Consider the following 25,271-nt stretch of genomic DNA (forward strand, 5'->3'; position numbering starts at 1 on the left):
AAGTGAGACAACGGAGCCGTTTACGGCGATGGCCCGAAGGGCGAGCGTAGCGAGTCATCCTGCACGCCCCACCAGTGTAAAAAGGCGCCCTAAAGGCGCCTTTTTGCTATGCGCAGAATCAACGATTCGAACCTGCTTGCCTGATGCGCTTCGCTTATCAGTCCTACAGACGACACTATTCACGTAGGCCGGATAAGACGTCAGTCGCCATCCGGCATTCATCACACGCAATTATTGTGACTTTCTTACGCCAATCCGCTATCTTGTTTAGCATATAAAACAAATCTAACCGAATACGGCGTGCGTCACGCTTTTAATCGGTTATTTCGTTAAGCTAGTAAAACGAGAAAGCAAGATGAGCGTGATGTTTGATCCAGAAGCAGCAATTTATCCGTTTCCGCCGAAGCCAGCCCCGCTGAGTGTGGATGAAAAGCAATTTTATCGTGAAAAAATCAAGCGCCTGTTGAAAGAGCGTGATGCCGTTATGGTCGCGCACTATTACACCGATCCTGAAATTCAGCAATTGGCCGAAGAGACCGGTGGCTGTATTTCTGATTCTCTGGAGATGGCGCGGTTCGGCTCAAAACATTCTGCCTCTACGCTGTTGGTTGCAGGAGTGAGGTTTATGGGGGAAACCGCCAAAATCCTCAGCCCGGAAAAGACCATCCTGATGCCGACCTTACAGGCGGAATGTTCATTAGATCTGGGTTGTCCGATTGATGCTTTCAGCGCGTTTTGCGATGCGCATCCTGATCGTACCGTGGTGGTTTACGCCAATACCTCCGCTGCCGTTAAAGCGCGGGCGGACTGGGTTGTCACGTCCAGTATCGCGGTAGAACTTATTGAGCACCTTGATAGTATAGGTGAAAAAATCATCTGGGCTCCGGACAGACATCTGGGCAACTACGTGCAAAAACAGACCGGTGCAGACGTTCTTTGTTGGCAGGGGGCCTGTATCGTCCACGACGAATTTAAAACTCAGGCTTTAACACGCATGAAGGGGCTTTATCCTGATGCTGCGGTGTTGGTGCACCCGGAGTCCCCTCAGTCTATCGTTGATATGGCCGATGCGGTTGGCTCAACCAGCCAGTTAATCAACGCAGCTAAATCGTTACCGCATCAACAACTGATTGTGGCGACTGACCGGGGCATTTTTTACAAAATGCAGCAGGCCGTTCCGGATAAAGAATTGCTTGAAGCGCCGACGGCTGGCGAGGGGGCAACCTGTCGCAGCTGTGCGCATTGTCCGTGGATGGCGATGAACGGCCTCAAGGCGATTGCTGAGGGCCTGGAACAAGGCGGAGCGGCTCATGAGATACATGTTGATGCTGCGCTGCGAGAAGGGGCGTTGTTGCCGTTAAACCGCATGTTGGAATTTGCGGCTACACTTCGAGCTTAATTAATTTTTTTGCTCTGGGGGAAAAGATGGACTTTTTTAGCACGCAGAACATTCTGGTACATATTCCGATCGGCGCTGGCGGTTACGATCTGTCGTGGATCGAAGCTGTGGGGACGATCGCCGGGTTGCTGTGTATTGGTCTGGCGAGTCTTGAGAAAATAAGCAATTACTTCTTCGGCCTGATAAACGTCACGCTGTTTGCGATTATCTTCTTTCAGATCCAGCTCTATGCAAGCCTGTTGCTGCAAGTTTTCTTCTTTGCCGCCAACATCTACGGCTGGTATGCCTGGTCCAGGCAAACTAACCAGCATGAAGCGGAACTGAAAATTCGCTGGCTGCCGTTACCAAAAGCGATCGGCTGGCTGGCGGCTTGCGTGGTAGCGATCGGTCTGATGTCGGTCTATATCGATCCGGTCTTTGCATTCCTGACCCGCATTGCGGTGAACATTATGCAGGCATTAGGATTACAGGTTGTTGTGCCTGAGTTGCAACCCGATGCATTCCCGTTCTGGGACTCCTGCATGATGGTGTTGTCGATTGCGGCGATGATCCTGATGACGCGCAAATACGTCGAAAACTGGCTGCTGTGGGTGATCATTAACGTAATAAGCGTAGTGATTTTCGCCCTACAAGGCGTATATGCCATGTCGCTGGAGTATATGATCCTGACGGTTATCGCCCTGAATGGTAGCAGGATGTGGATTAACAGCGCGCGTGAGCGGGGTTCCCGCGCGCTGTCCCATTAATGGTGATGATGTGAATGGCCGGACACGCCTTGGTACAGGTGGCAGTCCGGCCCATTGCACGGCTGATACTCCATCTGGATCGTCGCGTGTTCAATCTGGTAGTGGTGGATAAGGAAATGCTGAATACGTTCCAGCAGGGCATCATGATCGTGCGGCGGGATCACCTGCACATGCAGCGTCATTACCGGTTTTTCACCCACCATCCAGACATGGACATGGTGTACATTGCGGACTTCGGGGATATCCCGGCTGAGATGGCGCTGCAGTGCGGCAATATCCAGCGTCAGCGGGGCACCTTCCAGTAATTCATTAACGCTATCCTTTAACAGTCGCCAGGCGCTGCGCAGTACCAGCACGGAAACCAGAATCGAGAGAATCGGGTCCGCAGGCGTCCAGCCCGTCCAGATAATAATAAGCGCAGCGATGATCGCCCCGACCGAGCCGAGTAAATCGCCCATCACATGTAGTGCCGCGGCGCGGACGTTCAGGTTTTTCTCCTCACTGCCGCGGTGTAGAACCCAAAAAGCCAGCACGTTGGCGAGTAAACCCGCGACAGCTATAACCATCATCATGCCGCCTGCCACGGGGCGGGGCGTATGGAAGCGCTCAATGGCTTCCCAGACGATTAAAATGGTGATCACGACCAATGCGATGGCATTAACAAACGCGGCCAGTGTCGTGAGCCTCAGCCAGCCGAAGGTGTGTCGTATTGTGGGCGGTCGATGGGAAAACCGGACGGCCAGCAGCGCGAAAAGGAGCGCTGCGGCATCAGTGAGCATATGCCCGGCATCAGCCAGCAAGGCCAGTGAACCTGAAAGTATTCCACCTACCACTTCAACCAACATAAATCCGGCTGTAATGCAGAATGCAAACATCAAGCGGCGGGCATTATTGTCCTTGGGTTGCTCAGAGGAATTATGAGTATGCGAGTGCGCCATTATGCCATCCCTTTGTTATTCTCATCTTTACTGTATGCCATCATACCGTTTTTGGGATGATAAAATTAAAAAGGAGAGCTATTGCTCTCCCGTTATTAGCTTTATTTTCAGCGTTACTGCGTAGTGCCATCAGTTTTTGTCTCGGCATCATTATTAATGCCGTTTCCGGTCTCAACCTTCTTATTCACATCAGGGCAGCGACCGTCCTTACACATGGTGTTCTTGTGCATCTCGTCTTTGGTCATCCCTTCATGGTTCATTGATGAACCGTTCGGGTGCAGCATTGTGCCACCCGAATTCACGTTACTGTTGTCGACGTTATTTGGTGCCACGTTTTCGCGTGCGTCTGGGGCGACCTGACCGGCATCCGCCGAGGAATTTGCCTGGCCGTTATTGGACTGCGTATTGGTTTCAGCAGCCAGCGCCGCGCCGCTGGCGAGGCTGAGTGTAGCGGTAAGAAAGAGTGAAGCCAGCTTTGTCATATGCATAATATGCTCCTGTTATGGTCGATATGTCGGATAACGTCTTCCAACAGTGCATGTGCCAGTTACATCATCAATATGTGGTTAATAGTTTTGCCTGAGAAATTAAACCCAGCATAGAATCTTGAAATTTCTGAAAATTAAAGCTGTTACAGTTATAAATTGTAGGTTGGATCTCGTTTTTCGCTACTTTATTGTGTTTTTTTGGCCAATTCCAGGATTAATCCGTCCAAAGTGTAAAACCCCGTTTACACTTTATGACTGAAGATATAGATTGGAGGGATTGCATTCATTTATATAAGTATGGCAACGCTGGAATAATCATGAATTATCAGAACGACGATTTACGCATTAAAGAGATCAACGAGTTATTACCGCCAGTCGCATTGCTGGAAAAATTCCCCGCTACTGAAAATGCCGCAAACACGGTGGCTCATGCCCGTAAGGCGATTCATAAAATTCTGAAAGGGAGCGATGATCGCCTGTTAGTGGTGATTGGGCCGTGCTCTATTCATGAACCGGCAGCCGCTAAAGAGTACGCCGCCCGCCTGCTGGCGCTGCGCGAAGAGTTAAAAGGCGAGCTTGAAATTGTCATGCGCGTCTATTTTGAAAAACCGCGAACCACCGTCGGCTGGAAAGGGCTTATCAACGATCCGCACATGGACAACAGCTTCCAAATCAACGATGGGCTGCGCATTGCACGTAAATTGCTGCTGGATATCAACGATAGCGGATTGCCGGCTGCGGGTGAGTTCCTCGATATGATCACGCCGCAATACCTCGCCGACTTGATGAGTTGGGGCGCGATTGGGGCTCGTACCACTGAGTCTCAAGTACACCGCGAGCTGGCATCAGGTCTGTCTTGCCCGGTTGGTTTTAAAAACGGTACCGATGGCACGATCAAAGTTGCGATTGATGCAATCAACGCAGCAGGGGCGCCACACTGCTTCCTGTCTGTGACCAAATGGGGTCATTCAGCGATCGTGAATACCAGCGGTAACGGCGATTGCCATATTATTTTGCGCGGCGGCAAAGAACCTAACTACAGCGCTCAGCACGTTGCCGACGTGAAAGAAGGTCTGATCAAAGCAGGGCTCTCTGCACAAGTGATGATCGACTTTAGCCATGCCAACTCCTGCAAGCAGTTCAAAAAGCAGATGGATGTTGCGAAAGACGTTTGCGGACAAGTCGCTGGTGGAGAAAAAGCGATTATTGGCGTGATGATCGAAAGCCATCTGGTCGAGGGTAATCAGAACCCGGATAGCGGCGAGCCGCTGACCTACGGTAAGAGCATCACTGACGCCTGCATTGGCTGGGAAGACACCGATGCGGTGCTGCGCCAGTTGGCGGATGCGGTAAAAGCGCGTCGCGGTTAAAACGTTAGCCTTCCAGAAAAATAAAAAAGCGCGGATAATCCGCGCTTTTTTATGTGTCGCGAAGAAATTACTTCGCTTTACCCTGGTTCGCAACGGCCGCAGCTTTTGCGGCGATCTCGTCAGCGTTACCCAGATAGTAGTGTTTGATCGGTTTGAAGTTTTCGTCGAACTCATATACCAGCGGTACGCCGGTCGGAATGTTCAGTTCAAGGATCTCATCTTCGCCCATGTTATCCAGGTATTTAACCAGCGCACGCAGAGAGTTACCGTGAGCGGCGATAATCACACGCTCACCGCTTTTCATGCGCGGCAGAATGGTTTCGTTCCAGTAGGGGATAACGCGATCGATGGTCAGCGCCAGGCTTTCGGTAACCGGTAACTCTTTGTCGGTCAGCTTCGCATAACGCGGATCGTGACCCGGATAACGCTCGTCATCTTTGGTCAGTTCCGGTGGCGTTACCGCAAAGCCGCGACGCCATTGTTTAACCTGCTCGTCACCGTATTTTTCAGCGGTTTCAGCTTTGTTCAGACCCTGCAGCGCGCCGTAATGACGTTCGTTCAGTTTCCAGGATTTCTCAACTGGCAGCCAGGCCTGATCCAGTTCGTCCAGTACGTTCCACAGGGTGTGAATGGCACGTTTCAGCACAGAGGTATAAGCAAAATCGAAGCTGTAGCCTTCCTCTTTCAGCAGTTTACCTGCCGCTTTTGCTTCGCCCACACCTTTCTCGGACAGATCAACGTCATACCAACCGGTAAAACGGTTCTCGTTGTTCCACTGACTTTCACCGTGACGTACCAGAACCAGCTTAGTTACAGCCATACACTCACTCCTATAAATCATATTTAATGATAATAATTCTCATTATATTGCCGTAATGCGTCAGCGGCAATCCTTACGCATAACCATAGCGAAAATAGCGCCACAGTGTAAGGTTCTTGTGAACTCAAGGTTGCGATTTTGTCTTTGAACGGTGGGGATTTGAGCGGTTCTACTGTGATAAACAAGCAACAGGCCCGATACGTTACGTCATCGGGCCTGGGAGGGGGGAACAATTAAGCTGGAATAAACCGGTATTCCGTCACGCTGGCGTACTCTTCGCCAGGACGCAGGAAGCAGTCTGGCTGCGGCCATTCCGGATGGTTCGGGCTGTCCGGCAGGAACTCGCTTTCCAGTGCCAGACCTTGCCAGTCGGCGTAGGCATCAGGACCACGGGATGGCGTACCGCCGAGGAAATTCCCGGAATAAAACTGTAATGCCGGGGCGGAGGTGTAGACCTCCATCTGCAGTTTTTCATCCTGGGACCACAGTCGAGCGACCGGCGTATGCGTATTGCCCTGTGCCTGGAGCAGGAAGGCGTGATCGTAACCTTTTACCTTGCGCTGATCGTCATCGGCAAGAAATTCACTGCTGATGATCTTAGGCGTACGGAAATCGAAAGTGCTACCAGCGACGGATTTCAGTCCGTCGTGCGGGATGCCCATTTCATCAACCGGCAAGTACTCGTCGGCGAGGATTTGCAGCTTGTGTTGGCGCACATCCGTTTTGTCACCGTCGAGGTTGAAATAAACGTGATTCGTCAGATTCACCGGGCAGGGCTTATCGACCGTGGCGCGGTAGGTTATCGAAATACGATTATCGTCAGTCAGGCGATACTGCACGGTAGCGCAAAGATGGCCAGGGAAGCCCTGATCGCCATCGTCAGACGTTAAGGCGAACAGCACCTGGCGGTCATTTTGATTGACTATCTGCCAGCGACGTTTGTCAAAACCGTCCGGCCCGCCGTGCAGCTGGTTGTCGCCCTGACTTGGTATTAATTCAACGGTTTCGCCAGCAAATGTATAGCGGCTGTTGGCGATACGGTTAGCGTAGCGACCAATCGAGGCCCCCAGAAATGCAGCCTGTCCCGGGTATTGTTCCGGGCTGGCACAACCGAGTAATGCTTCGCGCACGCTATCATCGCTGAGCGGAATACGCGCAGAGAGTAGGGTCGCGCCCCAGTCCATCAGCGTGACCACCATCCCTGCGTCATTGCGCAGGGTGAGCAGGCGAAACGGCTGACCGTCCGGAGCCTGCACGGGGATTTCGTTTAACATTGTCCGGCTCCTTGAGAAGGTTTGCAGACGTAGAATGTTTCTTTAATTCCAGTTTTTGCTTCGTACTGCTCAGCTACAGCTTGCTGTACGGCTGGCACCAAATCTTGCGGGATCAGCGCCACTATACAGCCGCCGAAGCCGCCGCCGGTCATGCGTACACCGCCTTTATCGCCAATGGTCGCTTTGACAATCTCAACCAGCGTATCAATTTGCGGCACGGTAATTTCAAAGTCATCGCGCATTGAGGCGTGAGATTCCGCCATCAGTTGGCCCATACGCAGCAGGTCGCCTTTTTCCAGCGCCTGTGCTGCTTCAACGGTACGCGCATTTTCCGTGATCACGTGGCGAACGCGTTTGGCGACGATCGGATCCAATTCGTGGGCGACGGCGTTAAACGCTTCAAGGTTAACATCACGCAGCGCTGGCTGCTGGAAGAAACGCGCGCCGGTTTCACACTGTTCGCGACGGGTGTTGTATTCGCTACCGACCAGCGTACGTTTAAAGTTACTGTTGATGATCACCACCGCTACGCCCTCAGGCATAGAAACTGCTTTGGTGCCAAGCGTTCGGCAGTCGATCAGTAGCGCATGATCTTTCTTACCAAGTGCCGAGATCAACTGATCCATAATGCCGCAGTTACAGCCGACAAACTGGTTTTCAGCTTCCTGACCGTTCAGGGCTATCTGCGCGCCGTCGAGCGGCAGATGATAGAGCTGCTGGAATACCGTACCCACAGCGACTTCCAGCGAGGCAGAAGAACTTAACCCCGCGCCCTGTGGGACGTTACCGCTGATCACCAGATCAGCGCCGCCAAAGGTGTTATTGCGCTTTTGCAGATGTTTCACTACGCCACGCACGTAGTTTGACCACTGCTGGCTGTCGTGGGCGATAATCGGCGCATCAAGCGAGAACTCATCAATCTGATTGTCGTAATCAGCGGCGATCACGCGGACTTTTCGATCGTCGCGTGCCGCACAACTGATAACGGTTTGATAGTCGATGGCGCAAGGCAGAACGAAGCCGTCGTTATAATCGGTATGCTCGCCGATCAGGTTTACACGACCCGGTGCCTGAATAGTATGGGTGGCAGGGTAGCCAAATGTTTCTGCAAACAGAGATTGTGTTTTTTCTTTCAGACTCATTATTTAAACTCCGGATTCGCGAAAATGGATGTCGCTGACCGCACGCAGTCGTTCAGCCGCTTGTTCTGCCGTCAGGTCGCGCTGGGTTTCTGCCAGCATTTCATATCCGACCATAAATTTACGCACAGTCGCGGAACGCAGCAGCGGCGGATAAAAGTGTGCATGCAACTGCCAGTGTTGGTTTTCTTCACCGTTAAACGGTGCGCCGTGCCAGCCCATGGAGTAGGGGAATGAACACTGGAACAGATTGTCATAACGACTGGTCAGTTTTTTCAACGCCAGCGCCAGGTCAGCCCGCTGTTCGTCGCTCAAATCGGTAATACGCAGCACATGCGCTTTCGGCAGCAGCAGCGTTTCGAACGGCCACGCGGCCCAGTAAGGTACAACCGCCAGCCAGTGCTCGGTTTCAACAACCGTACGGCTGCCATCCGCCAGTTCTCGCTGGACGTAATCAACGAGCATTGGCGCGCCTTGTTCGGCGAAGTACGCTTTCTGCAGGCGATCTTCACGTTCGGCTTCGTTAGGCAAAAAGCTGTTGGCCCAAATTTGTCCGTGTGGGTGTGGGTTCGAGCACCCCATCGCTGCGCCTTTATTCTCAAATACCTGCACCCAGGGATAGGTTTTCCCTAAGTCTTCGGTCTGCTCCTGCCACGTTTTTACGATTTCTGTCAGTGCAGGGACGCTGAGTTCCGGCAACGTTTTGCTGTGATCGGGTGAGAAGCAAATCACGCGGCTGGTACCGCGCGCGCTCTGGCAGTGCATCAACGGATCGTGACTGTCCGGCGCGTCGGGGGTATCGGACATCAGCGCCGCAAAGTCATTGGTAAAGACATAGGTCCCGGTGTAATCCGGGTTTTTGTCGCCGGTAACGCGCGTATTGCCAGCGCACAGGAAGCAGTCCGGGTCATGTGCAGGTAGTACCTGCTTAGACGGAGTTTCCTGCGCCCCTTGCCACGGGCGTTTGGCGCGATGCGGTGATACGAGGATCCACTGCCCGGTGAGCGGGTTAAAACGGCGGTGTGGATGATCGACAGGATTGAATTGCGTCATGATTGGTCCTTAATCCGAATATCCCTGTGGGTGGCGTGACTGCCAGTGCCAGGTATCTTGTGCCATTTCATCCAATGTGCGGGTCACGCGCCAGTTGAGCTCGCGATCGGCTTTGCTGGCATCAGCCCAGTAGGCTGGAAGATCGCCTTCACGGCGCGGGGCGAAGTGGTAATTCACCGGTTTACCACAGGCTTTGCTGAAGGCGTGGACCACGTCCAGCACGCTGCTGCCGATGCCTGCACCGAGGTTATAAATATGCACACCCTGAATGCCTGCCAGTTTTTCCATGGCGGCAACGTGGCCGTCGGCGAGATCCATCACATGGATGTAGTCGCGTACGCCGGTGCCATCTTCAGTAGGGTAGTCATTGCCAAATATGGCAAGAGACTCGCGGCGGCCAACGGCAACCTGCGCGATGTAAGGCATCAGGTTGTTTGGAATACCTTGCGGATCTTCCCCCATATCTCCTGACGGATGAGCGCCAACAGGGTTAAAGTAGCGCAGCAGGGCAATGCTCCAGTCGGGCTGAGCTTTTTGCAGATCGGTCAGGATCTGTTCCACCATCAGCTTGCTTTTGCCGTACGGACTTTGTGGCGTGCCGGTGGGGAAGCTTTCAACGTAAGGAATTTGCGGCTGATCGCCATAGACGGTCGCGGAGGAGCTGAAAATAAAGTTTTTCACGTTGGCTGCGCGCATTGCATTCACCAGACGCAGAGTGCCGTTGACGTTGTTGTCATAGTACTCCAGCGGCTTGGCAACGGATTCTCCAACGGCTTTTAAACCGGCAAAATGGATGACCGTATCAATGGCATGATCGTGCAGAATTTCGGTTATCAGCGCTTCGTTACGGATGTCTCCTTCCACGAAGGTCGGATGCTTGCCGCCTAAACGCTCAATGACGGGCAGTACGCTGCGCTTGCTGTTGCAGAGATTATCCAGGATCACCACCTCGTGACCGTTTTTCAGCAACTGCACGCAAGTGTGGCTTCCAATGTAACCGCTACCACCTGTAACCAATACTCTCATAATTCGCTCCGTTAAGCCTATGGTATGCAATAACCATAGCATAACAAAGATGCGAAAAGTGTGACACGGAATAAATTAGTGGAATCGTTTACACTCCAGGATTTTCACTCGACGCTGCTAGTTAATTTATTATAAATCATTATGTTAGGTTGTTATTACAGCGATTGTCTGAAAAAAAAGCAGAAAAAAGGGCGTGATAAACGCCCTGGCATGAAAATTAACGCAGAGAAGTTTGTCGATAGCCGTAGATATCTCCCTCGGGTACAAACTCTAGCCGATGGGTAATGCAGGCCGGGGCATCTTCGGCGTGATGAGAGACGAACAAAAGCTGAGTTTCGCCTTCACCGATCAGGACATCCACAAACCGACGGATCAGTTGGCGGTTGAGCGGATCTAATCCTTGCAAGGGTTCATCGAGGATCAGCAATGTAGGATGTTTCACCAGAGCACGAACAATCAATGCCAGCCGCTGTTGTCCCCAGGAAAGACTATGAAATGGCGCATCCGCGGTACGTTTATCGATGCCAAGAATATCCAGCCACTGCTGTACCAGCTTGTGCTGCCTGTCGGAGACGGCCTGATAAATGCCGATTGAATCGAAATAACCGGAGAGAATAACGTTGCGAACTGTTGTACTTACCCGGTAATCCAAATGCAGGCTGCTGCTGACATAGCCAATGTGTTTTTTGATATCCCAGATAGTTTCACCGCTGCCCCGGCGTCGGCCAAACAGGGTCAGGTCGTTGCTATATCCCTGGGGATGATCGCCGGTGATTAAACTGAGCAGGGTTGATTTCCCCGCACCGTTGGGGCCGACGATTTGCCAGTGTTCCCCCGGATTTACCCGCCAGCTCAGATGATGCAGGATAGGGCGATCGTTATACGAGACGGTGCCATCGTTAAGCACAATGCGCGGCTCGTTATCTGACAATGTGTGGCGTACTGAAGGCTCATCCGGCTCGGGTAACTGGATGCCTTCCAGCCGCTCGCTATGGGCAAGCTGAGCGATTAATGCCTGTTGCAGAAGGTCGATTTTTGCGCCGGTTTCCGTCAGTGTGCAATCGGCAAGCACGCCGGCAAACTGCACGAATTCGGGAATTTCATCAAAGCGATTAAGCACCAGTACCAGCGTTAAACCGGCCTGGTGTAGCTCATCGAGCAGTTCTGCTAACTGGCGGCGGGACGCGACGTCCAGCCCGTCAAAGGGTTCATCAAGGATCAGCAAATCTGGCGTGGACATTAATGCCTGGCAGAGCAGAGTTTTGCGTGTTTCACCGGTGGAAAGGTATTTGAAACGCCTGTTGAGTAGGGCTGAAATGCCAAACTGCTGCGCCAGCGCAGCGCAGCGGGCGGGATCGTTGACCTCATCCTGAATGATTTCTGCGGTGGTGCGCCCTGTGTCGTCTTCACCGGGACTAAGAAGATCGGTGTTGTTCCGCTGCCACTCGTCGCTGACCAGCTTTTGGAGCTGCTCAAAGGAGAGTCGGGTAATACGTGTGAACTGGCAGCGGCGTTCGCCTTTCAGGAGCGGCAACTCGCCCGCCAGCGCGCGGGCCAGCGCAGATTTCCCGCTACCATTAGAGCCAACAAACGCCCAGCTATCACCCGCGTTTAACGTCAACGCATCTAACTGGAGCGTTTTTGTGTCGCTAAGACGAAACATGCCTTGCGAAATTTGCAACGATGACATTTTGTATCCCATTATTTGCAGCGATGAATAACAGGGATACGTGTTCTTCAGGCTGATGTCAATTAACTCAGCACAGTGTGGCGATAATCACTCTGTCCGCATTAAAATATGCTGTGACGTTAGCGCCTTCAGTTAATGTGTGGGTCTGATCTATCGGCAACGTCGCGCAGAGCGTCTGGCCATCTGGCAACGTCATCAGCACTTCACACTGTTCCGCACCGCGTTCAATATGGCTAATCGTGCCCTGCAACTGGTTATCGGCAGCCTGAGCGATGGCGTCGTCCTGAGTGATTCCCACCCACGGCGCTTTCAGCAAAATCAGTACTTCTTTGCCTTCCTCAAGACCCAGACGCTCGCCGCTTTGCGCAGTGATTGCCACTTTCAGGCGCGTTTCGCCATCGGCCAGCAGGACGTCAACATGCTGCTGGACCTGATCGTGGTCGCGAGCGGTAATGGTGCCAAACCACTGGTTACGGGCGCTGGTTTGCAGTGAAAAACGCGAGATAGCTGCCAGCAGGCTGTTGAGCGGTAGCGCATCGTCATCGCTCAACACATCAAAAGCTTTTTGTTGGATTTGCGCCAGTAAATCATATAACTGGATTAAACGTTGGCCATAGCGCGTTAACACCGCGCCACCGCCGCCTTTACCGCCTGTGGCACGTTCAACCAGCGTCTGCTCGCTGAGCTGGTTCATTTCGTTAATCGCATCCCAGGCGCTTTTGTAGCTGATACCTGCATCCTTCGCGCCCTGACTGATGGAACCGGAAAGCGCAATGTGCTTAAGCAGAGAAATGCGACGGGGGTCAGCAAACAGTTTTTGCTGAAGTTTCAGCGTAAGAAGGATTTCGGCCTGCATCACAAGCTCCTGGCAAAAAAGGGTATTGTGACGGAAAACCGCGCCTGAGCAAAGCCGACCGCACAAAAGGGGAGTGCTTTTCTGCGTTATGTGGTTAGAATACAACTAAGGACTATATCTGGAGTTGACCATGTTAGAGTTATTGAAAAGTCTGGTATTCGCCGTAATCATGGTACCTGTGGTAATGGCCATCATTCTGGGTCTGATTTACGGACTGGGTGAAGTGTTCAACATTTTCTCCGGTATCGGTCAAAAAGACCAGTCCAGACAGAATCATTGATTCCCCAAACGCCCGCTCAGTCGGGCGTTTATATTTTTTGCCTTCCTACTCGTTTTCTCTCGCTACAGTTTCTCAAGATCCTACTTTCCCTGCCGATATTTTCTTTGTGTAACCTCTAATTGGTATCAATAACCACTGGGAAAATCCTGGTTTAATCGTTATATTTGCGCCTACATAACGAAACGCAAAGGAGTTACAGATGGCACGTACATGGTTACGCTTGTTTGCAGGGGCAACACTTTCTCTTACTGTTGCCGGACATGCGCTGGCGGATGAAGGAAAGATTACCGTTTTCGCAGCGGCTTCGCTGACCAACGCGATGCAGGACATTGCAACGCAATATAAAAAAGAGAAGAACGTTGATGTTGTCTCCTCTTTTGCTTCTTCTTCCACACTGGCGCGTCAGATTGAAGCAGGCGCACCGGCCGATCTGTTTATTTCTGCCGATCAGAAATGGATGGACTACGCGGTAGACAAGAAGTCGATTGATAACGCAACGCGTGAAACGCTGTTGGGTAACAGCCTGGTGGTGGTTGCGCCGAAAGCCAGCGCACAGAAAGATTTCACCATCGACAGCAAAACCAACTGGACCAGTCTGTTGAACGGTGGACGCCTGGCTGTTGGCGATCCGGAACATGTTCCGGCAGGCATTTATGCCAAAGAAGCGCTGCAAAAACTGGGTGCATGGGATACCCTGGCCCCGAAACTGGCTCCTGCTGAAGACGTGCGCGGTGCGCTGGCGCTGGTAGAGCGTAACGAAGCGCCGCTGGGGATCGTCTATGGTTCTGACGCCGTCGCCAGCAAGGGCGTAAAAGTTGTGGCGACCTTCCCGGAAGATTCGCACAAAAAAGTGGAATACCCTATCGCGATTGTTGATGGGCACAAAAACGCAACGGTTAGCGCGTTCTATGATTACCTGAAAGGACCGCAGGCTGCTGAAATCTTTAAACGTTATGGATTTACGACCAAGTAATGATACTGACCGATCCTGAATGGCAGGCCGTTATACTGAGCCTGAAAGTTTCTTCCCTGGCCGTGTTGTTTAGTCTGCCATTTGGGATCTTCTTTGCCTGGCTACTGGTGCGATGCAAGTTCCCAGGCAAAGCGCTGCTCGACAGCGTACTGCATTTGCCGCTGGTTCTGCCGCCTGTGGTGGTGGGGTATCTGCTGTTGGTCTCTATGGGACGGCGCGGATTCATTGGCGAATGGCTGTACGACTGGTTTGGCATCACTTTTGCCTTTAGCTGGCGTGGGGCGGTGCTGGCCGCTGCGGTGATGTCCTTCCCGCTCATGGTGCGGGCTATTCGTCTGGCGCTGGAAGGTGTCGACGTCAAGCTGGAGCAGGCGGCCCGCACGCTGGGAGCCGGACGCTGGCGCGTATTTATGACCATTACGTTACCGCTGATGCTGCCCGGTATTATTGTTGGTACGGTGCTGGCGTTTGCGCGTTCCCTTGGGGAATTTGGTGCAACCATTACCTTTGTTTCCAATATTCCTGGTGAAACCCGCACCATTCCTTCGGCGATGTATACTCTGATCCAAACTCCCGGCGGCGAAAGCGCGGCGGCGAGGTTATGTATCATTTCCATTGTGTTGGCGCTGATTTCGCTGCTGATTTCTGAATGGCTGGCGCGTATTAGCCGTGAGCGGACGGGGCGATAATCATGCTTGAACTTAATTTCTCTCAGACGCTGGGGACGCATTGTCTGACGCTCAACGAAACGCTGCCAGCGAGCGGCATCACCGCTATTTTTGGCGTTTCCGGTGCGGGCAAAACCTCACTGATTAACGCCATCAGTGGTCTGACGCAGCCGCAGTCCGGGCGCATCGTGCTCAACGGTCGGGTGTTAAACGACGTCGAGAACGGTATCTGTTTAACGCCGGAAAAACGCCGGGTGGGCTATGTTTTCCAGGATGCGCGCCTGTTCCCGCACTATAAAGTGCGCGGCAACCTGCGTTACGGAATGGCGAAAAGCATGGCCGGACAGTTTGATAAGCTGGTGGCGTTGTTGGGCATTGAACCGCTGCTTGACCGTCTGCCAGGCGGTCTTTCTGGCGGTGAAAAGCAGCGTGTCGCCATCGGTCGGGCGCTGCTGACCGCGCCTGAGTTATTGCTGCTTGATGAGCCGTTAGCCTCTCTGGATATACCGCGTAAACGCGAACTGCTGCCTTATCTGCAACGCCTGGCGCGGGAAATTAATATTCCGATGCTGTACGTCAGCCACTCGCTTGATGAGATTTTGCACCTGGCAGATAAAGTGATGGTGCTGGAAAACGGGCAGGTCAAAGCGTTTGGTTCGTTGGAAGATGTCTGGGGCAGCAGCGTGATGCACCCCTGGCTGCCTAAGGAACAGCAAAGCAGTATTCTGAAAGTCAGCGTGCTGGAACATCATCCACACTACGCGATGACCGCGCTGGCGCTTGGCGATCAGCATCTGTGGGTCAACAAGCTGGAGCAACCGCTGCAAACCGCGCTGCGTATTCGTATTCAGGCCTCTGATGTTTCATTGGTACTGCAACCGCCGCAACAGACCAGTATTCGTAATGTTCTCCGGGCAAAAGTCGCGCACTGCTATGACGACAACGGTCAGGTGGAAGTTCAGCTTGAGGTGGGCGGTAAGACGCTGTGGGCGAAGATCAGCCCATGGGCCAGGGATGAACTGGGTATCAAACCTGGCCTGTGGCTGTACGCGCAAATTAAGAGCGTATCGATTACCGCCTGATTACAGCAGGTGAGAGTAGATAAATTTCGCGATGCTGTCGGTGGTGTTATCACCAATCACGATGTTGGCGCGTGCTTTGACCGCGTCATCCGCGTTGCCCATGGCTACGCCGGTGCCTGCGGCTTCCAGCATGCTGATATCGTTAAAGTTATCGCCAAAGGCAATCACGTTTTCCATTGACCCGCCCTGTGCTTCTATCCACTGGGTCAAGCGTCGTCCTTTACTGTTGCCTTTACGGGCAATGTCGACCTGATCGTGCCAGGACCATTCACACTCCAGCCCCAGATGTTGCTCGACATACCGGCCAAACTGCTGCAGTTTCGGAATATCTTCGTCGGTCAGAGCAAATTTCCAGACGGCGTTAACGTCATGCGCTGCCTGCGCCAGCGAAGGAACCTGGGTGAAGGTCGGGCGCTGTTCCGGCGGCAGCGTTTGTGCCCAGTTAGCGGTACGCACTACATGCCCGGTCGGGCGCTCATACAGCATGGCCTCATCCACATACATCAGCCCGTGGATCTGATGTTCATCCAGCATTTCGATCAGCTGTAATGCCTGGTCTACCGGAAGGGGATCGGATTCCAGCACCTTTTTTGCTTGATAATCATACAAATAGGTACCGTTACAGCAAATTGCAGGTGTATCCAGCGCCAGTGCCTGATAAAAAGGATGAATAGCAACGTGATGGCGACCTGTGACAATGATAAGTTGGTAGCCTGCTTCTCTGGCGCGCGAGAGCGCTTCGAGAGAGGATGGCAGCAAGGTTTTTTTCGGGGTCAAGAGGGTACCGTCTAAATCCAGGGCAATCACGCGTGCGGTCATAGGTTTATCCAGATTAAGGTTGAGAATTATGTCTGTTGGAATGGTACACCGAGACGGGAGCCGGACAAAATTCTGAGCCTTAATTAAGCATTCACCGTTAAAAGCGTCTACCTTAGGCGTGTGTCAGGCAATTGCAGCCACCTGCCAAAAAGCAAAGGAGTATTCATGAAGCAAACCGTTTATACCGCCAGCCCTGAAAGTCAGCAAATCCACGTCTGGAGCCTGAATCACGATGGTTCTCTGACGCTGACACAGGTGGTTGATGTGCCGGGTCAGGTACAGCCGATGGTCGTCAGCCCGGATAAGCGTTACCTCTATGTTGGCGTGCGCCCGGAGTTTCGCGTGTTGGCTTATCGTATTGCGCCTGATGACGGTGCGCTGACCTTCGCGGCAGAGTCTGCGCTGCCGGGTAGCCCGACGCATATTTCTACCGATCATCAGGGACGTTTCGTGTTTGTGGGTTCTTATAACGCTGGCAGCGTGAGCGTCACGCGTCTGGAAGATGGTCTGCCGGTGGAACTGGTTGACGTGGTTGAGGGTCTGGATGGTTGCCACTCAGCCAACATCTCTCCGGATAACCGTACCCTGTGGGTTCCGGCGTTGAAACAGGATCGTATCTGCCTGTTTGACGTAAGCGATGATGGCCATCTGGTCGCGCAGGAACCGGCTGAAGTGACTACCGTGGAAGGCGCGGGCCCGCGTCATATGGCGTTCCATCCGAATAAGCAATATGCCTACTGTGTGAACGAACTGAACAGCTCTGTTGATGTATGGGAGCTGAAAGATCCGTACGGCAAAATTGAGTGTGTGCAGACGCTGGATATGATGCCTGCAGATTTCGCTGATACCCGTTGGGCAGCAGATATTCATATCACACCTGATGGGCGTCATCTGTATGCCTGTGATCGCACCGCCAGCCTGATTACGGTCTTTAGCGTGTCTGAAGACGGTAGCGTACTGACTAAAGAGGGTTTCCAGCCTACCGAAACTCAGCCACGTGGTTTTAATATCGATCACAGCGGAAAATACCTGATTGCCGCCGGGCAAAAATCGCACCATATCGCGGTGTATAAGATTGCAGGCGAACAAGGACTGTTGACAGAGAACGGTCGTTACGCGGTAGGACAAGGCCCGATGTGGGTGGTGGTTAACGCGTACTAACAATAGCGACGCCCGTTAGCGGGCGTCGCTATCTTTAAGATTGATTGCAAATACTTTTACTGTTTCTGCTTGTTTAATTCCCTTCTACAGTAGGCTGGACTTGCGTTTCTGCTGACGATTTAGTTTCTTCCTTTTTTCTGCATTAAATATCAATGAATTTTTGCGTAAAAAATTTTCGGAAAATGGAGCGTTTTTTGAAATTTTCCATTCAAAGAGTATGAGATTCTATACGGTGAAAAGAATAGATTCTACATATATTCTTGCTGTGATTTATTCAAAACATTGATAGTTAAATGGATTATTTTCTGGGGGATAATATGAGCGAAATTTATTTATTGAATGCTGGAAGCCAATGTCGCGCTGTACCTGAAGTACAAAATTCAATTCCGAAACAATTACACAGAAACAAAACGGTAGACAACTTTAGGGATAACATTCAATCTGTATCTAATCTATCAGGCCAAAAACTTTCCAGAGCCGAAACATGTCACACCATTCGACGTCTTTCTGATTGTCGACCGAAAAGTGAAGCTACGGCGACTATTAATGTGCCTCTAAAATCGCAGGTTAGTGTCATGGGAACCTTGACCCTTGATTCTGGCAGCGGTGATGGCAAGGGTACCCTTAATTTACATGTACCAGCTAAACATGTTGGTAATGCTCTGGTCCACTATTCCTTGGTCGAGAAGGATGATGGGACTACATTTGCCAGAACGTTAGACAGAAAAGAGAGAATGACACTCATTGCTGAAAGTGCCACCGATAGTAAAGGAAATAAATTAATCAGTACTAAAGGAATTCAATATAACGGTAAGATCATTTCATGGGATAATATAATTGCCTGGCAGGAGCCTGAGGCAAAATATAGTACTTTTGACAAGCCAAATAATATTGCGAATTTAAAGTTATTTATCCGTGAGAAAAGCCAGAATATCATTCTTAACGAAAATAATGCACTTCCTCTCGGCGTGTTATATGGAAAAGAATCTTTAGAGACACACTTCCCCACACTTCTGGATACATCAAGATATTCTCAAGAGAATAAAGTCAGTGAATATGTAAAATCTCTTGTTCATGAATTTGGCAGTGGTGTTCCTGCCAGGGTTATAGGTATAGGAATAGATGCTGATGTTAAGGAGTTTTTTGGAAAGGATAAGCTGTATCATTTGCAGAATAATATCGATTCTATGTTCCATTATTCCAATGGAAAGAATATAGAAGCGCTACAACAAAGTAAACGCCATGCAGATTCTCAGGCTCTAACGCGGTCTACGGCTAAAAAAAACTACGCGAAAGGGATTGATGCACTGTGTACGGACTGGTCCGCAAAAACAATGAAAGGCTGGACAGATAAAGATAAACTCCGTTGTGCTGCTATTGAGAATGTTATAAAAAAAGGATGGGTTGAAAATATATCACAATCTGATGCGGAAAAATATCTTCCGACAATTTATAGTAGTGATAAATTCAAGAACTATATTGATACTGTATATGCTGATTCTGGCTATCTATCCGCCTTGAGTACCATGGTTAACAGTAATGATTTTAGCAATATACAAGATGTTAAAGTATTGTCGTCAAGATCGGAAAATATCAAAAAGGCTATTTCTAAGTTAGAGGGTCTGGCATCCCTGAATCCAAAAAAAATAAAGAGTGAACTGAAACGAAAGGAAAAGGAGTTACTCAATCATCTGGAGGATAATGGCATCACGGATGATGATGCCAAAACTTTAGAATACGGACAAGAGATTGGTAAACTAGCCAGACAATTGAATCTGTTAAAAAATAAAGCATATCGTAAAGAAATTATCTCACTTAAAATAGAGTTGAAAAATATCACCGAAGCAGAACCAGAACCCGGTAGTATGGCGAGTATGGTTGCGGTGTGTCTTAAAAACAATAATGTAGAAAATGAGTTTTCTCAGAAAGGTATTAATACGCTCAGGGAATTGAGAGATAGCAAGATATCTGGGCTTCACGAACTTAAAAACAAATATGAGCGAGAAAGTTCAAGACAGCAAATTGCCTGGCTGGATAACCACATTGAGTCTTTTGCAGTTAAAGATGCTATAAAAGACTTCTCTGTCGTGAGGTCATACTACCATGACTTATCGCCGAAAGATAAAGTTCTTTTTTTACAACAAGAATCTGCTATGGCGTGGGATAAGTATGCCTCGTATTCAAGTAAAGAACATACATCGGGCAACAGGGAGTTAGCCAGAAAATATCATCATCTGGCAATTACCAGAGAAAGTCAGTTGAAGTATTTGCTTTCGTCAATAGAAAAAATGGTCGATATAAAAGGTGCCGCTTTTACATTTTCATCTCATGCGCTTAGAGAGATCAGCACGCTTAATGACGATAAATTAACTTCTGTAAACGAAATGGCGCTAAGCCATCATCAGAATAAAGAATCTAAAGAACAATGTCGCGCAACTGAGAAACAGGCAAAAAGAGTTAATGAGTTTCTAAAATGGGTTAGTGATTTACCACAAAATGCAAAAACTAACGCTACAGTAGGGCAACCCAGTCAGCCTGAAGCGAATGAGCATATTGTTGATACACAGACAACTGAAGCTGTAGTGAATCAAGCCAGTGAGCCAGACCTGTTTATCGATATGTTGCCAAGTGAAGAAGAAGTAGAGCAATCCAGTGAATCAGGAGCGGAAGACCCGCTCTTTGAGCTGTTGGCAACCGACGCAGTAGTGGGGCAAGCCACTGAGCCAGTAGAGAAAGAACTGTTTATCGATATGTTGTCAAACGAAGAAGAAATGGGGCGAGCCAGTGAATCTGTAGAGGATGCACTGATTGTAGGGTTAAATTCTGGTAAAGAAACCATTGTTTCAAATACATCTACAGTATCGACTGGTTCAACTGTTCCTGTGGAGCCGAATACTCCTGAGTTTAAAATAACATTTAATAATGAAGTATATACGTTAAAAAATGTAAATGCTCTTGAGGAAATGGCAAGGAAAACCTCTGATAGAGCAGAAAAAAAAGAGATGCTTAAAGAAATTGAACGGCAAAAGTCAATTTTTAAAAAAATTAGTATCCCCTATGATGGTGTTGAGTTTACTGAAAAAGGTATGTGTGTCACTAAGTTGGAAAAGCAAGGAGATGCAGAACATAAAAAATTTCTTAAGGTCGAGGTTAAATATTTTTATGACTCCAATGGTAAGCTCGATGAACTTGCAACAGAATATAAACCAATATCTGGCAATGGGGATCTTAAAATACCGGGGGTGAATGGTAAGATTTATACTATTCCTGGTTGTATTTATAAGAAATATGAGAGAGGGTTGGCTGCTTCTCATTTCTATGAGTATTTTAAGCAAGTAGAGGAGGCGAAAACAACCCGTTCTTCACATGAAGGTTTTATCGAATATATTGATTCATTAATAAATGAAAACAGATTTGATTATATAAGAAGCATGACACCATCGGAATTGGATGATTTTCGCGAGCAAGTTGGAGGTATATCTCAGCAAAAGCTGATAGATAGTACTACTAGCAAGATCGAAAGCTATTTTAAGCCGCAAATAGCGGAAAATGAAAATAATCCTGGTCAGGAGAACATTATCAGTATTAATTCTGGTAATAGAATTCCCATTATCAATAGTGAGACTAAAGGTCTTGATCCGAGATTAATGACCATTGTCAATAAGTTTCCGGGTGTTTTTGAAGAATATAAAAATAATGGCAATAACTTTTCAAGCAAAGTTATTTCTGAGTTTTGCAAAAGTAATGAGAGTGAAGTTAGAAATATTCTTGCAGAAAATTATATTGAGTTGAAGAGTGAAGGCGGAATTTTTCTTCGTTTTATGGCAGATCTTTTATTTGTTGCATCCAGGGTAGACTCAGGTGCTCCTTATCTATTGAAGGATGAATCAACCGTACAAATAAAATCGCTATTATCTCCCGACGTTGAAGGTTTCCGTTCAAATGGACTAACATCTATAAAGTTTAAAAATGGAGTTGATTTGCCACTAAATGAATTATTTGTTAAAAAAAGATATAGTGGGGCAGATGTTACTATCGATGTGAAAAATAAATTTAATTACCCCGTTATTAATGAAACGACAAGTTTTAAAGATAAATTTATGTGGCAAGAGGAAGTAAAAACCAGTGTTAACAATTCAAGAGTATTACTTGATGTTGTTGTTCCCACTGGTCGTATTGCGCAGGAAGTTATTAAAAATGATGATATCAGTGAGGTGAATATTGAATCTCAACTTTATAAATATGATCTTTCAATACTTGAAAAAATGGGGGTAGATAAAACTCAATTTGTTGAGGTGATTAATAATTTTAGATTAAAGAACAGCGGTTTGTTGGAGGTTTATCAAGATGAAAAATATAATTGTGATAATTCTGACGGCAACTCCTACTTTGATTTTAAAATGATTGAAACTAACTCGGATTTCAAGAAGAAATTTAATCAATTTTTTGGAGAAAAGTACTCAGACCCATCACTGGGTAGCATTTCTGCATTTGGTGATAATGAGATAAGTGACGATCTGTCGGATGTGGCGAGACCTAGAGATTATCTTGATGATATGATTGATGCTCTTGTACAAGATGACAATGTTTCACTACCTAAAACGGGTACGGATAAACCCACAGCAGCTGTTTCTGTGGAATCCGTGTTGTCACCGGTAAGCGAGAATATTTCGCAGGAGTTGCCGCTGCGAACCTTGGCGCCGTCTCAATCATTGCAAGAAAATAATGTAATTGGCAAAACGATGAGTGGCCGGGAAATCCGCCGTCTACAGGAGTCCTCCCGTTCGCGTGTCAACAACAGCAATGAAATTTATATTCAAAAAAATGAAAAAGTAGTAGAAAATAGCCAGAATACCGACAAAATTAAACGTCATGATGAATCCGTGATATCAACAGATGGTGTGCACCAGTCTCAAAAAGTCAAAGAGACAGTAAATGCACCAAGTTCCGATTTGACGCCTGAAAAATCGCTATCGATTGGTACAAACCTCAAATTATTAATTGGTGATAATGGTAAATATTCATTTTCGCCAGATATTCCAAAGGGATCTGTTCAGTCAATAGACGGCCTCCAGTCTTGGCGAGTGTCTTCTCTACAAAATAAGGTCGATAGCGTTGCTTTTATGGAGCTTTATCATGACCAATTTGTTGATAAAGTTCTCAATTCAGATTTAAAAGATGAAATACTTACTCAAGCTCTTATTCGCTATGTGAAAATAAATATAAATGAAAGTGCAAGTAAATATATAAATAAACATAAAAATAAAACTGATATTTTTAAAGTTGCTAGCTATAAATTGACACCAAGCAAGTCTATTAAGGCTATTGCCCCCAATTTTAATAGGAAAGAAAAAATTGATGCTATGGCTAATATTCTGAAATCAAAGGCTGAATATTTATTGCACAGTAATGAGTTTGCTAATGTAATCCATGACATGGAAGTGCCGAGCGATAAAAAAAATAGTCTGGTGAACATTAAGGCGAGTTATGAAGATTTTTTGTCTATGTATCGTCGTATGCTAGTAGGACCAGGGGGGTTAATACCTGATGAGGGGCTTGCATATCGTATATATAATGGATGTCTTCAGGTAGTAAGAATAAAAGACAATGCTATTACGTCAACCAGTTACAGTCTTTCTGAAGGGACAAAGCCCAAGGAACTGTTTATCCCAAATCTAGTGACTACTAATATGACTATTGAAACCCACGATGCTACTGTTTTAAGTACATTCTTAGATGCTAAAGTTACACCTATGACTGACCCTGCCTTTATAAAGGAGTTATCAATGGATAAATTGATGTCAGATATGTTAGAGCTGGCAAAGAAGCAAGAGCATGATAGGATTGATACACAACTTGATGATAACGATCCACATGTTTTGGAGCCATCATTGAGTAATGAAAATGAAACTGCCGCTGTACAGCCTGCAGATGATTTACTTCAAAGCAAGACTCCAGAACGCGGACTCAGCAGAAAAGAACTCAACCGCCTTTACAGCAACCGGCCAGTGCTGGCGCAATAAAAAGAGTGACATATTCAGGGATGGCGGTAAGCCATCCCTTTTCGCTGTTACTGCTTCGGCTCGGCAACCACTTTGCTACCGATACCGCGGTTGTTGTATTCCCACATGCGGTTGAAGTTGGTGTCGTTCAGGTTGCGCTGGATTTCACCTTTGTCATCTTCCGCACCGGTATTACCGGCAAATGGGCGTTTTGCGATAACGCTGTCAGCCCATGGTTTTGCCATGTTAAAGCCTTCGTTAATCACGCTGTCACGGATAACGACCTGACCGTTAGTGTTGGAATCGACATCCAGCGATCGGCCTAACTGCGCCACGCCATCGCCGCTTGCTGTAAAGCGGCTATTAATCGCCAGGAAACCGTAGTAGATGTTTGACAGAGTAGCCGGTGCGAACACATAGGCTTCCTGCTGGGTACGGGAGTTCACTACACGGAAATCGGTGTTATCGAACACCACGGCGCCGCGACCGGAAACAATATCCACATCGCCTTCAATGTAGCTGTTGGTAACCAGCGTACGCGGCTGACGATCGTTTTCCAGGCGGTTTTGTACGCCGCTGTTGGTTACAAAGAACGTATTCTGACGACCCAGAATATTGACCTTGTTGATCTGCACTTTATCGCCATCGGTACGCAGTGCAACGGCCGGGTGGTTGCCTGCATCAACGCTGTCACCGAGGTTGTTTTCGATGGTCAGGTTCTGCAATTGCAGACCGTTGTTTTGCGACCAGACGACGGCAGAACACATCACACCAATATTTGTGCCACGTTTGTTCTGGCAATTATCAAACATATACCACGCAGGTTTACCCGGCATATATTTACCGCCTGGGTTCACCGTACGACGCCAGTCTGCGGTGCTCATGTCACCGTCAATGGCCTGGCCAATTTTTACATCCAGCGGTTTTTCGCCCATACCGTACAGCGTCAGGCTACCCGTTGCTGCCGGGATGTATACCGTGCCCTGATACTCGCCCGGCATAATCGCGATGTACTGACGTTTGTTCGTACGTTTGATGATTGCCGCATCCACCGCAGCCTGAATGCTGGTATGGGTTACGCCCTGAGTGCCTGCCGGGCCAACGACGAAGTCAGGTTGTGCAGGCAAAGAAATTGAAGAAGGGCTCCATGGCGCGGTGTTTGGCGTCAGCGCGGAAAAATAGTGCGCAGCAACGAAGTTTTTCGCTTCATTGGCCGACAAGATCGGGCGCGAAGAGGTACCTGGCGCGGTCTGATCGGAAGGAATTTGATCGGGCGGCGTAGAGCTACAGGCGGTCAGCGTCACGCCAAAAGCCATTGCCAGCGCCAGACGGGAAACTGATGATATGTTCACAGGTTGCTCCGGGCTTTGAAAGTTATCCATTAAAGCCTGCTTTTTTATACTAAGTTGAGCGAAACGGGAAGGCGAAAAGGTAAAAAGTTGTTTTTTATCGCAGCAATGTCTGGCGCGGAGAGTCTTTATATCACA

Annotated in this window: 20 protein-coding genes; 9 read left to right on the forward strand and 11 right to left on the reverse strand. The window is 48.9% G+C overall.

Annotation, left to right across the window (positions count from 1 at the left end):
• Positions 1-355 precede the first annotated feature (355 nt).
• Both nadA and pnuC read left to right on the forward strand, forming a co-directional pair.
• On the forward strand, positions 356-1,399 hold the full coding sequence (nadA, locus tag OGV57_RS02030) for a quinolinate synthase NadA (RefSeq protein ID WP_016149808.1): 1,044 nt from the start codon (positions 356-358) through the stop codon (positions 1,397-1,399).
• Between the two features lie 26 nt (positions 1,400-1,425).
• Positions 1,426-2,145 carry a nicotinamide riboside transporter PnuC gene (gene pnuC / locus OGV57_RS02035; RefSeq protein WP_003022990.1) on the forward strand — a complete coding sequence of 240 codons (720 nt, stop codon included), beginning with the start codon at positions 1,426-1,428 and terminating at the stop codon, positions 2,143-2,145.
• Here pnuC and zitB read toward each other — a convergent pair.
• Entirely contained in the window at positions 2,142-3,083 is a 942-nt protein-coding gene (zitB, locus tag OGV57_RS02040) for a CDF family zinc transporter ZitB (RefSeq protein WP_003022992.1), read from the reverse strand. The genes pnuC and zitB overlap by 4 nt on opposite strands.
• 113 nt (positions 3,084-3,196) lie before the next feature.
• Positions 3,197-3,571, reverse strand: coding sequence for a YbgS-like family protein (locus tag OGV57_RS02045; RefSeq protein ID WP_003022994.1), 375 nt, complete (start codon positions 3,569-3,571; stop codon positions 3,197-3,199).
• A gap of 317 nt (positions 3,572-3,888) precedes the next feature.
• On the opposite strand from OGV57_RS02045, the gene aroG reads away from it, so the two are divergent.
• A complete protein-coding gene (aroG, locus tag OGV57_RS02050) occupies positions 3,889-4,941 on the forward strand; it encodes a 3-deoxy-7-phosphoheptulonate synthase AroG (RefSeq protein WP_054528201.1) in 1,053 nt (350 codons plus the stop codon).
• Between the two features lie 67 nt (positions 4,942-5,008).
• On the opposite strand, the gene gpmA is transcribed toward aroG, so the two are convergent.
• The 7 genes from gpmA to modE form a co-directional block, all read right to left on the reverse strand.
• Entirely contained in the window at positions 5,009-5,761 is a 753-nt protein-coding gene (gpmA, locus tag OGV57_RS02055; protein WP_003022999.1) for a 2,3-diphosphoglycerate-dependent phosphoglycerate mutase, read from the reverse strand.
• Positions 5,762-5,994: 233 nt separating this feature from the next.
• Positions 5,995-7,035 (reverse strand): galactose-1-epimerase, encoded by a 1,041-nt coding sequence (gene galM / locus OGV57_RS02060; protein ID WP_016149809.1) that lies wholly within the window; start codon positions 7,033-7,035, stop codon positions 5,995-5,997.
• On the reverse strand, positions 7,029-8,177 hold the full coding sequence (gene galK / locus OGV57_RS02065) for a galactokinase (RefSeq protein ID WP_016149810.1): 1,149 nt from the start codon (positions 8,175-8,177) through the stop codon (positions 7,029-7,031). Before galK ends, galM begins: the two co-directional genes overlap by 7 nt.
• A gap of 3 nt (positions 8,178-8,180) precedes the next feature.
• Entirely contained in the window at positions 8,181-9,227 is a 1,047-nt protein-coding gene (gene galT, locus OGV57_RS02070) for a galactose-1-phosphate uridylyltransferase (RefSeq protein WP_044701072.1), read from the reverse strand.
• Between the two features lie 9 nt (positions 9,228-9,236).
• Complete coding sequence (gene galE / locus OGV57_RS02075; RefSeq protein ID WP_003837100.1) at positions 9,237-10,253, reverse strand: UDP-glucose 4-epimerase GalE; 1,017 nt, start codon at positions 10,251-10,253, stop codon at positions 9,237-9,239.
• Between the two features lie 217 nt (positions 10,254-10,470).
• Positions 10,471-11,943: a molybdate ABC transporter ATP-binding protein ModF gene (gene modF / locus OGV57_RS02080; RefSeq protein WP_032938578.1), complete on the reverse strand. Its 1,473-nt coding sequence runs from the start codon at positions 11,941-11,943 to the stop codon at positions 10,471-10,473.
• Between the two features lie 67 nt (positions 11,944-12,010).
• On the reverse strand, positions 12,011-12,799 hold the full coding sequence (gene modE, locus OGV57_RS02085) for a molybdenum-dependent transcriptional regulator (RefSeq protein WP_003023018.1): 789 nt from the start codon (positions 12,797-12,799) through the stop codon (positions 12,011-12,013).
• Positions 12,800-12,929: 130 nt separating this feature from the next.
• Here modE and OGV57_RS02090 point away from each other — a divergent pair, with 130 nt between their 5' ends.
• From OGV57_RS02090 to modC, 4 genes are all read left to right on the forward strand, one after another.
• On the forward strand, positions 12,930-13,079 hold the full coding sequence (locus tag OGV57_RS02090; protein ID WP_003023026.1) for an AcrZ family multidrug efflux pump-associated protein: 150 nt from the start codon (positions 12,930-12,932) through the stop codon (positions 13,077-13,079).
• 199 nt (positions 13,080-13,278) lie between these two features.
• Positions 13,279-14,052, forward strand: a complete 774-nt coding sequence (gene modA, locus OGV57_RS02095) for a molybdate ABC transporter substrate-binding protein (RefSeq protein ID WP_003837095.1) — start codon at positions 13,279-13,281, stop codon at positions 14,050-14,052.
• Positions 14,052-14,741, forward strand: a complete 690-nt coding sequence (gene modB, locus OGV57_RS02100) for a molybdate ABC transporter permease subunit (RefSeq protein ID WP_003023032.1) — start codon at positions 14,052-14,054, stop codon at positions 14,739-14,741. The genes modA and modB overlap by 1 nt, the downstream gene beginning before the upstream one ends.
• Positions 14,742-14,743: 2 nt before the next feature.
• Positions 14,744-15,802 carry a molybdenum ABC transporter ATP-binding protein ModC gene (modC, locus tag OGV57_RS02105; protein ID WP_054528202.1) on the forward strand — a complete coding sequence of 353 codons (1,059 nt, stop codon included), beginning with the start codon at positions 14,744-14,746 and terminating at the stop codon, positions 15,800-15,802.
• On the opposite strand, the gene OGV57_RS02110 is transcribed toward modC, so the two are convergent.
• On the reverse strand, positions 15,803-16,621 hold the full coding sequence (locus OGV57_RS02110) for a pyridoxal phosphatase (protein WP_048216686.1): 819 nt from the start codon (positions 16,619-16,621) through the stop codon (positions 15,803-15,805).
• A 165-nt stretch (positions 16,622-16,786) separates the two neighbouring features.
• Here OGV57_RS02110 and pgl point away from each other — a divergent pair, with 165 nt between their 5' ends.
• Both pgl and OGV57_RS02120 read left to right on the forward strand, forming a co-directional pair.
• Entirely contained in the window at positions 16,787-17,782 is a 996-nt protein-coding gene (pgl, locus tag OGV57_RS02115) for a 6-phosphogluconolactonase (RefSeq protein WP_003023041.1), read from the forward strand.
• 317 nt (positions 17,783-18,099) lie between these two features.
• Entirely contained in the window at positions 18,100-23,805 is a 5,706-nt protein-coding gene (locus OGV57_RS02120; protein WP_226791582.1) for a hypothetical protein, read from the forward strand.
• A 47-nt stretch (positions 23,806-23,852) separates the two neighbouring features.
• Here OGV57_RS02120 and OGV57_RS02125 read toward each other — a convergent pair whose 3' ends face one another.
• Complete coding sequence (locus OGV57_RS02125; RefSeq protein ID WP_054528678.1) at positions 23,853-25,136, reverse strand: putative acyl-CoA thioester hydrolase; 1,284 nt, start codon at positions 25,134-25,136, stop codon at positions 23,853-23,855.
• Positions 25,137-25,271 lie beyond the last annotated feature (135 nt).

The sequence above is a fragment of the Citrobacter sp. Cf087 genome (genome assembly GCF_030334285.1).
Classification (GTDB): Bacteria; Pseudomonadota; Gammaproteobacteria; order Enterobacterales; family Enterobacteriaceae; genus Citrobacter; species Citrobacter freundii.

Bases quoted from the DNA above. Each gene is read 5' to 3' on its own strand.
- nadA (WP_016149808.1), top strand. From the start codon at position 356: ATGAGCGTGATGTTTGATCCAGAAGCAGCAATTTATCCGTTTCCGCCG.
- pnuC (WP_003022990.1), top strand. From the start codon at position 1,426: ATGGACTTTTTTAGCACGCAGAACATTCTGGTACATATTCCGATCGGC.
- zitB (WP_003022992.1), bottom strand. From the start codon at position 3,083: ATGGCGCACTCGCATACTCATAATTCCTCTGAGCAACCCAAGGACAAT.
- OGV57_RS02045 (WP_003022994.1), bottom strand. From the start codon at position 3,571: ATGCATATGACAAAGCTGGCTTCACTCTTTCTTACCGCTACACTCAGC.
- aroG (WP_054528201.1), top strand. From the start codon at position 3,889: ATGAATTATCAGAACGACGATTTACGCATTAAAGAGATCAACGAGTTA.
- gpmA (WP_003022999.1), bottom strand. From the start codon at position 5,761: ATGGCTGTAACTAAGCTGGTTCTGGTACGTCACGGTGAAAGTCAGTGG.
- galM (WP_016149809.1), bottom strand. From the start codon at position 7,035: ATGTTAAACGAAATCCCCGTGCAGGCTCCGGACGGTCAGCCGTTTCGC.
- galK (WP_016149810.1), bottom strand. From the start codon at position 8,177: ATGAGTCTGAAAGAAAAAACACAATCTCTGTTTGCAGAAACATTTGGC.
- galT (WP_044701072.1), bottom strand. From the start codon at position 9,227: ATGACGCAATTCAATCCTGTCGATCATCCACACCGCCGTTTTAACCCG.
- galE (WP_003837100.1), bottom strand. From the start codon at position 10,253: ATGAGAGTATTGGTTACAGGTGGTAGCGGTTACATTGGAAGCCACACT.
- modF (WP_032938578.1), bottom strand. From the start codon at position 11,943: ATGTCATCGTTGCAAATTTCGCAAGGCATGTTTCGTCTTAGCGACACA.
- modE (WP_003023018.1), bottom strand. From the start codon at position 12,799: ATGCAGGCCGAAATCCTTCTTACGCTGAAACTTCAGCAAAAACTGTTT.
- OGV57_RS02090 (WP_003023026.1), top strand. From the start codon at position 12,930: ATGTTAGAGTTATTGAAAAGTCTGGTATTCGCCGTAATCATGGTACCT.
- modA (WP_003837095.1), top strand. From the start codon at position 13,279: ATGGCACGTACATGGTTACGCTTGTTTGCAGGGGCAACACTTTCTCTT.
- modB (WP_003023032.1), top strand. From the start codon at position 14,052: ATGATACTGACCGATCCTGAATGGCAGGCCGTTATACTGAGCCTGAAA.
- modC (WP_054528202.1), top strand. From the start codon at position 14,744: ATGCTTGAACTTAATTTCTCTCAGACGCTGGGGACGCATTGTCTGACG.
- OGV57_RS02110 (WP_048216686.1), bottom strand. From the start codon at position 16,621: ATGACCGCACGCGTGATTGCCCTGGATTTAGACGGTACCCTCTTGACC.
- pgl (WP_003023041.1), top strand. From the start codon at position 16,787: ATGAAGCAAACCGTTTATACCGCCAGCCCTGAAAGTCAGCAAATCCAC.
- OGV57_RS02120 (WP_226791582.1), top strand. From the start codon at position 18,100: ATGAGCGAAATTTATTTATTGAATGCTGGAAGCCAATGTCGCGCTGTA.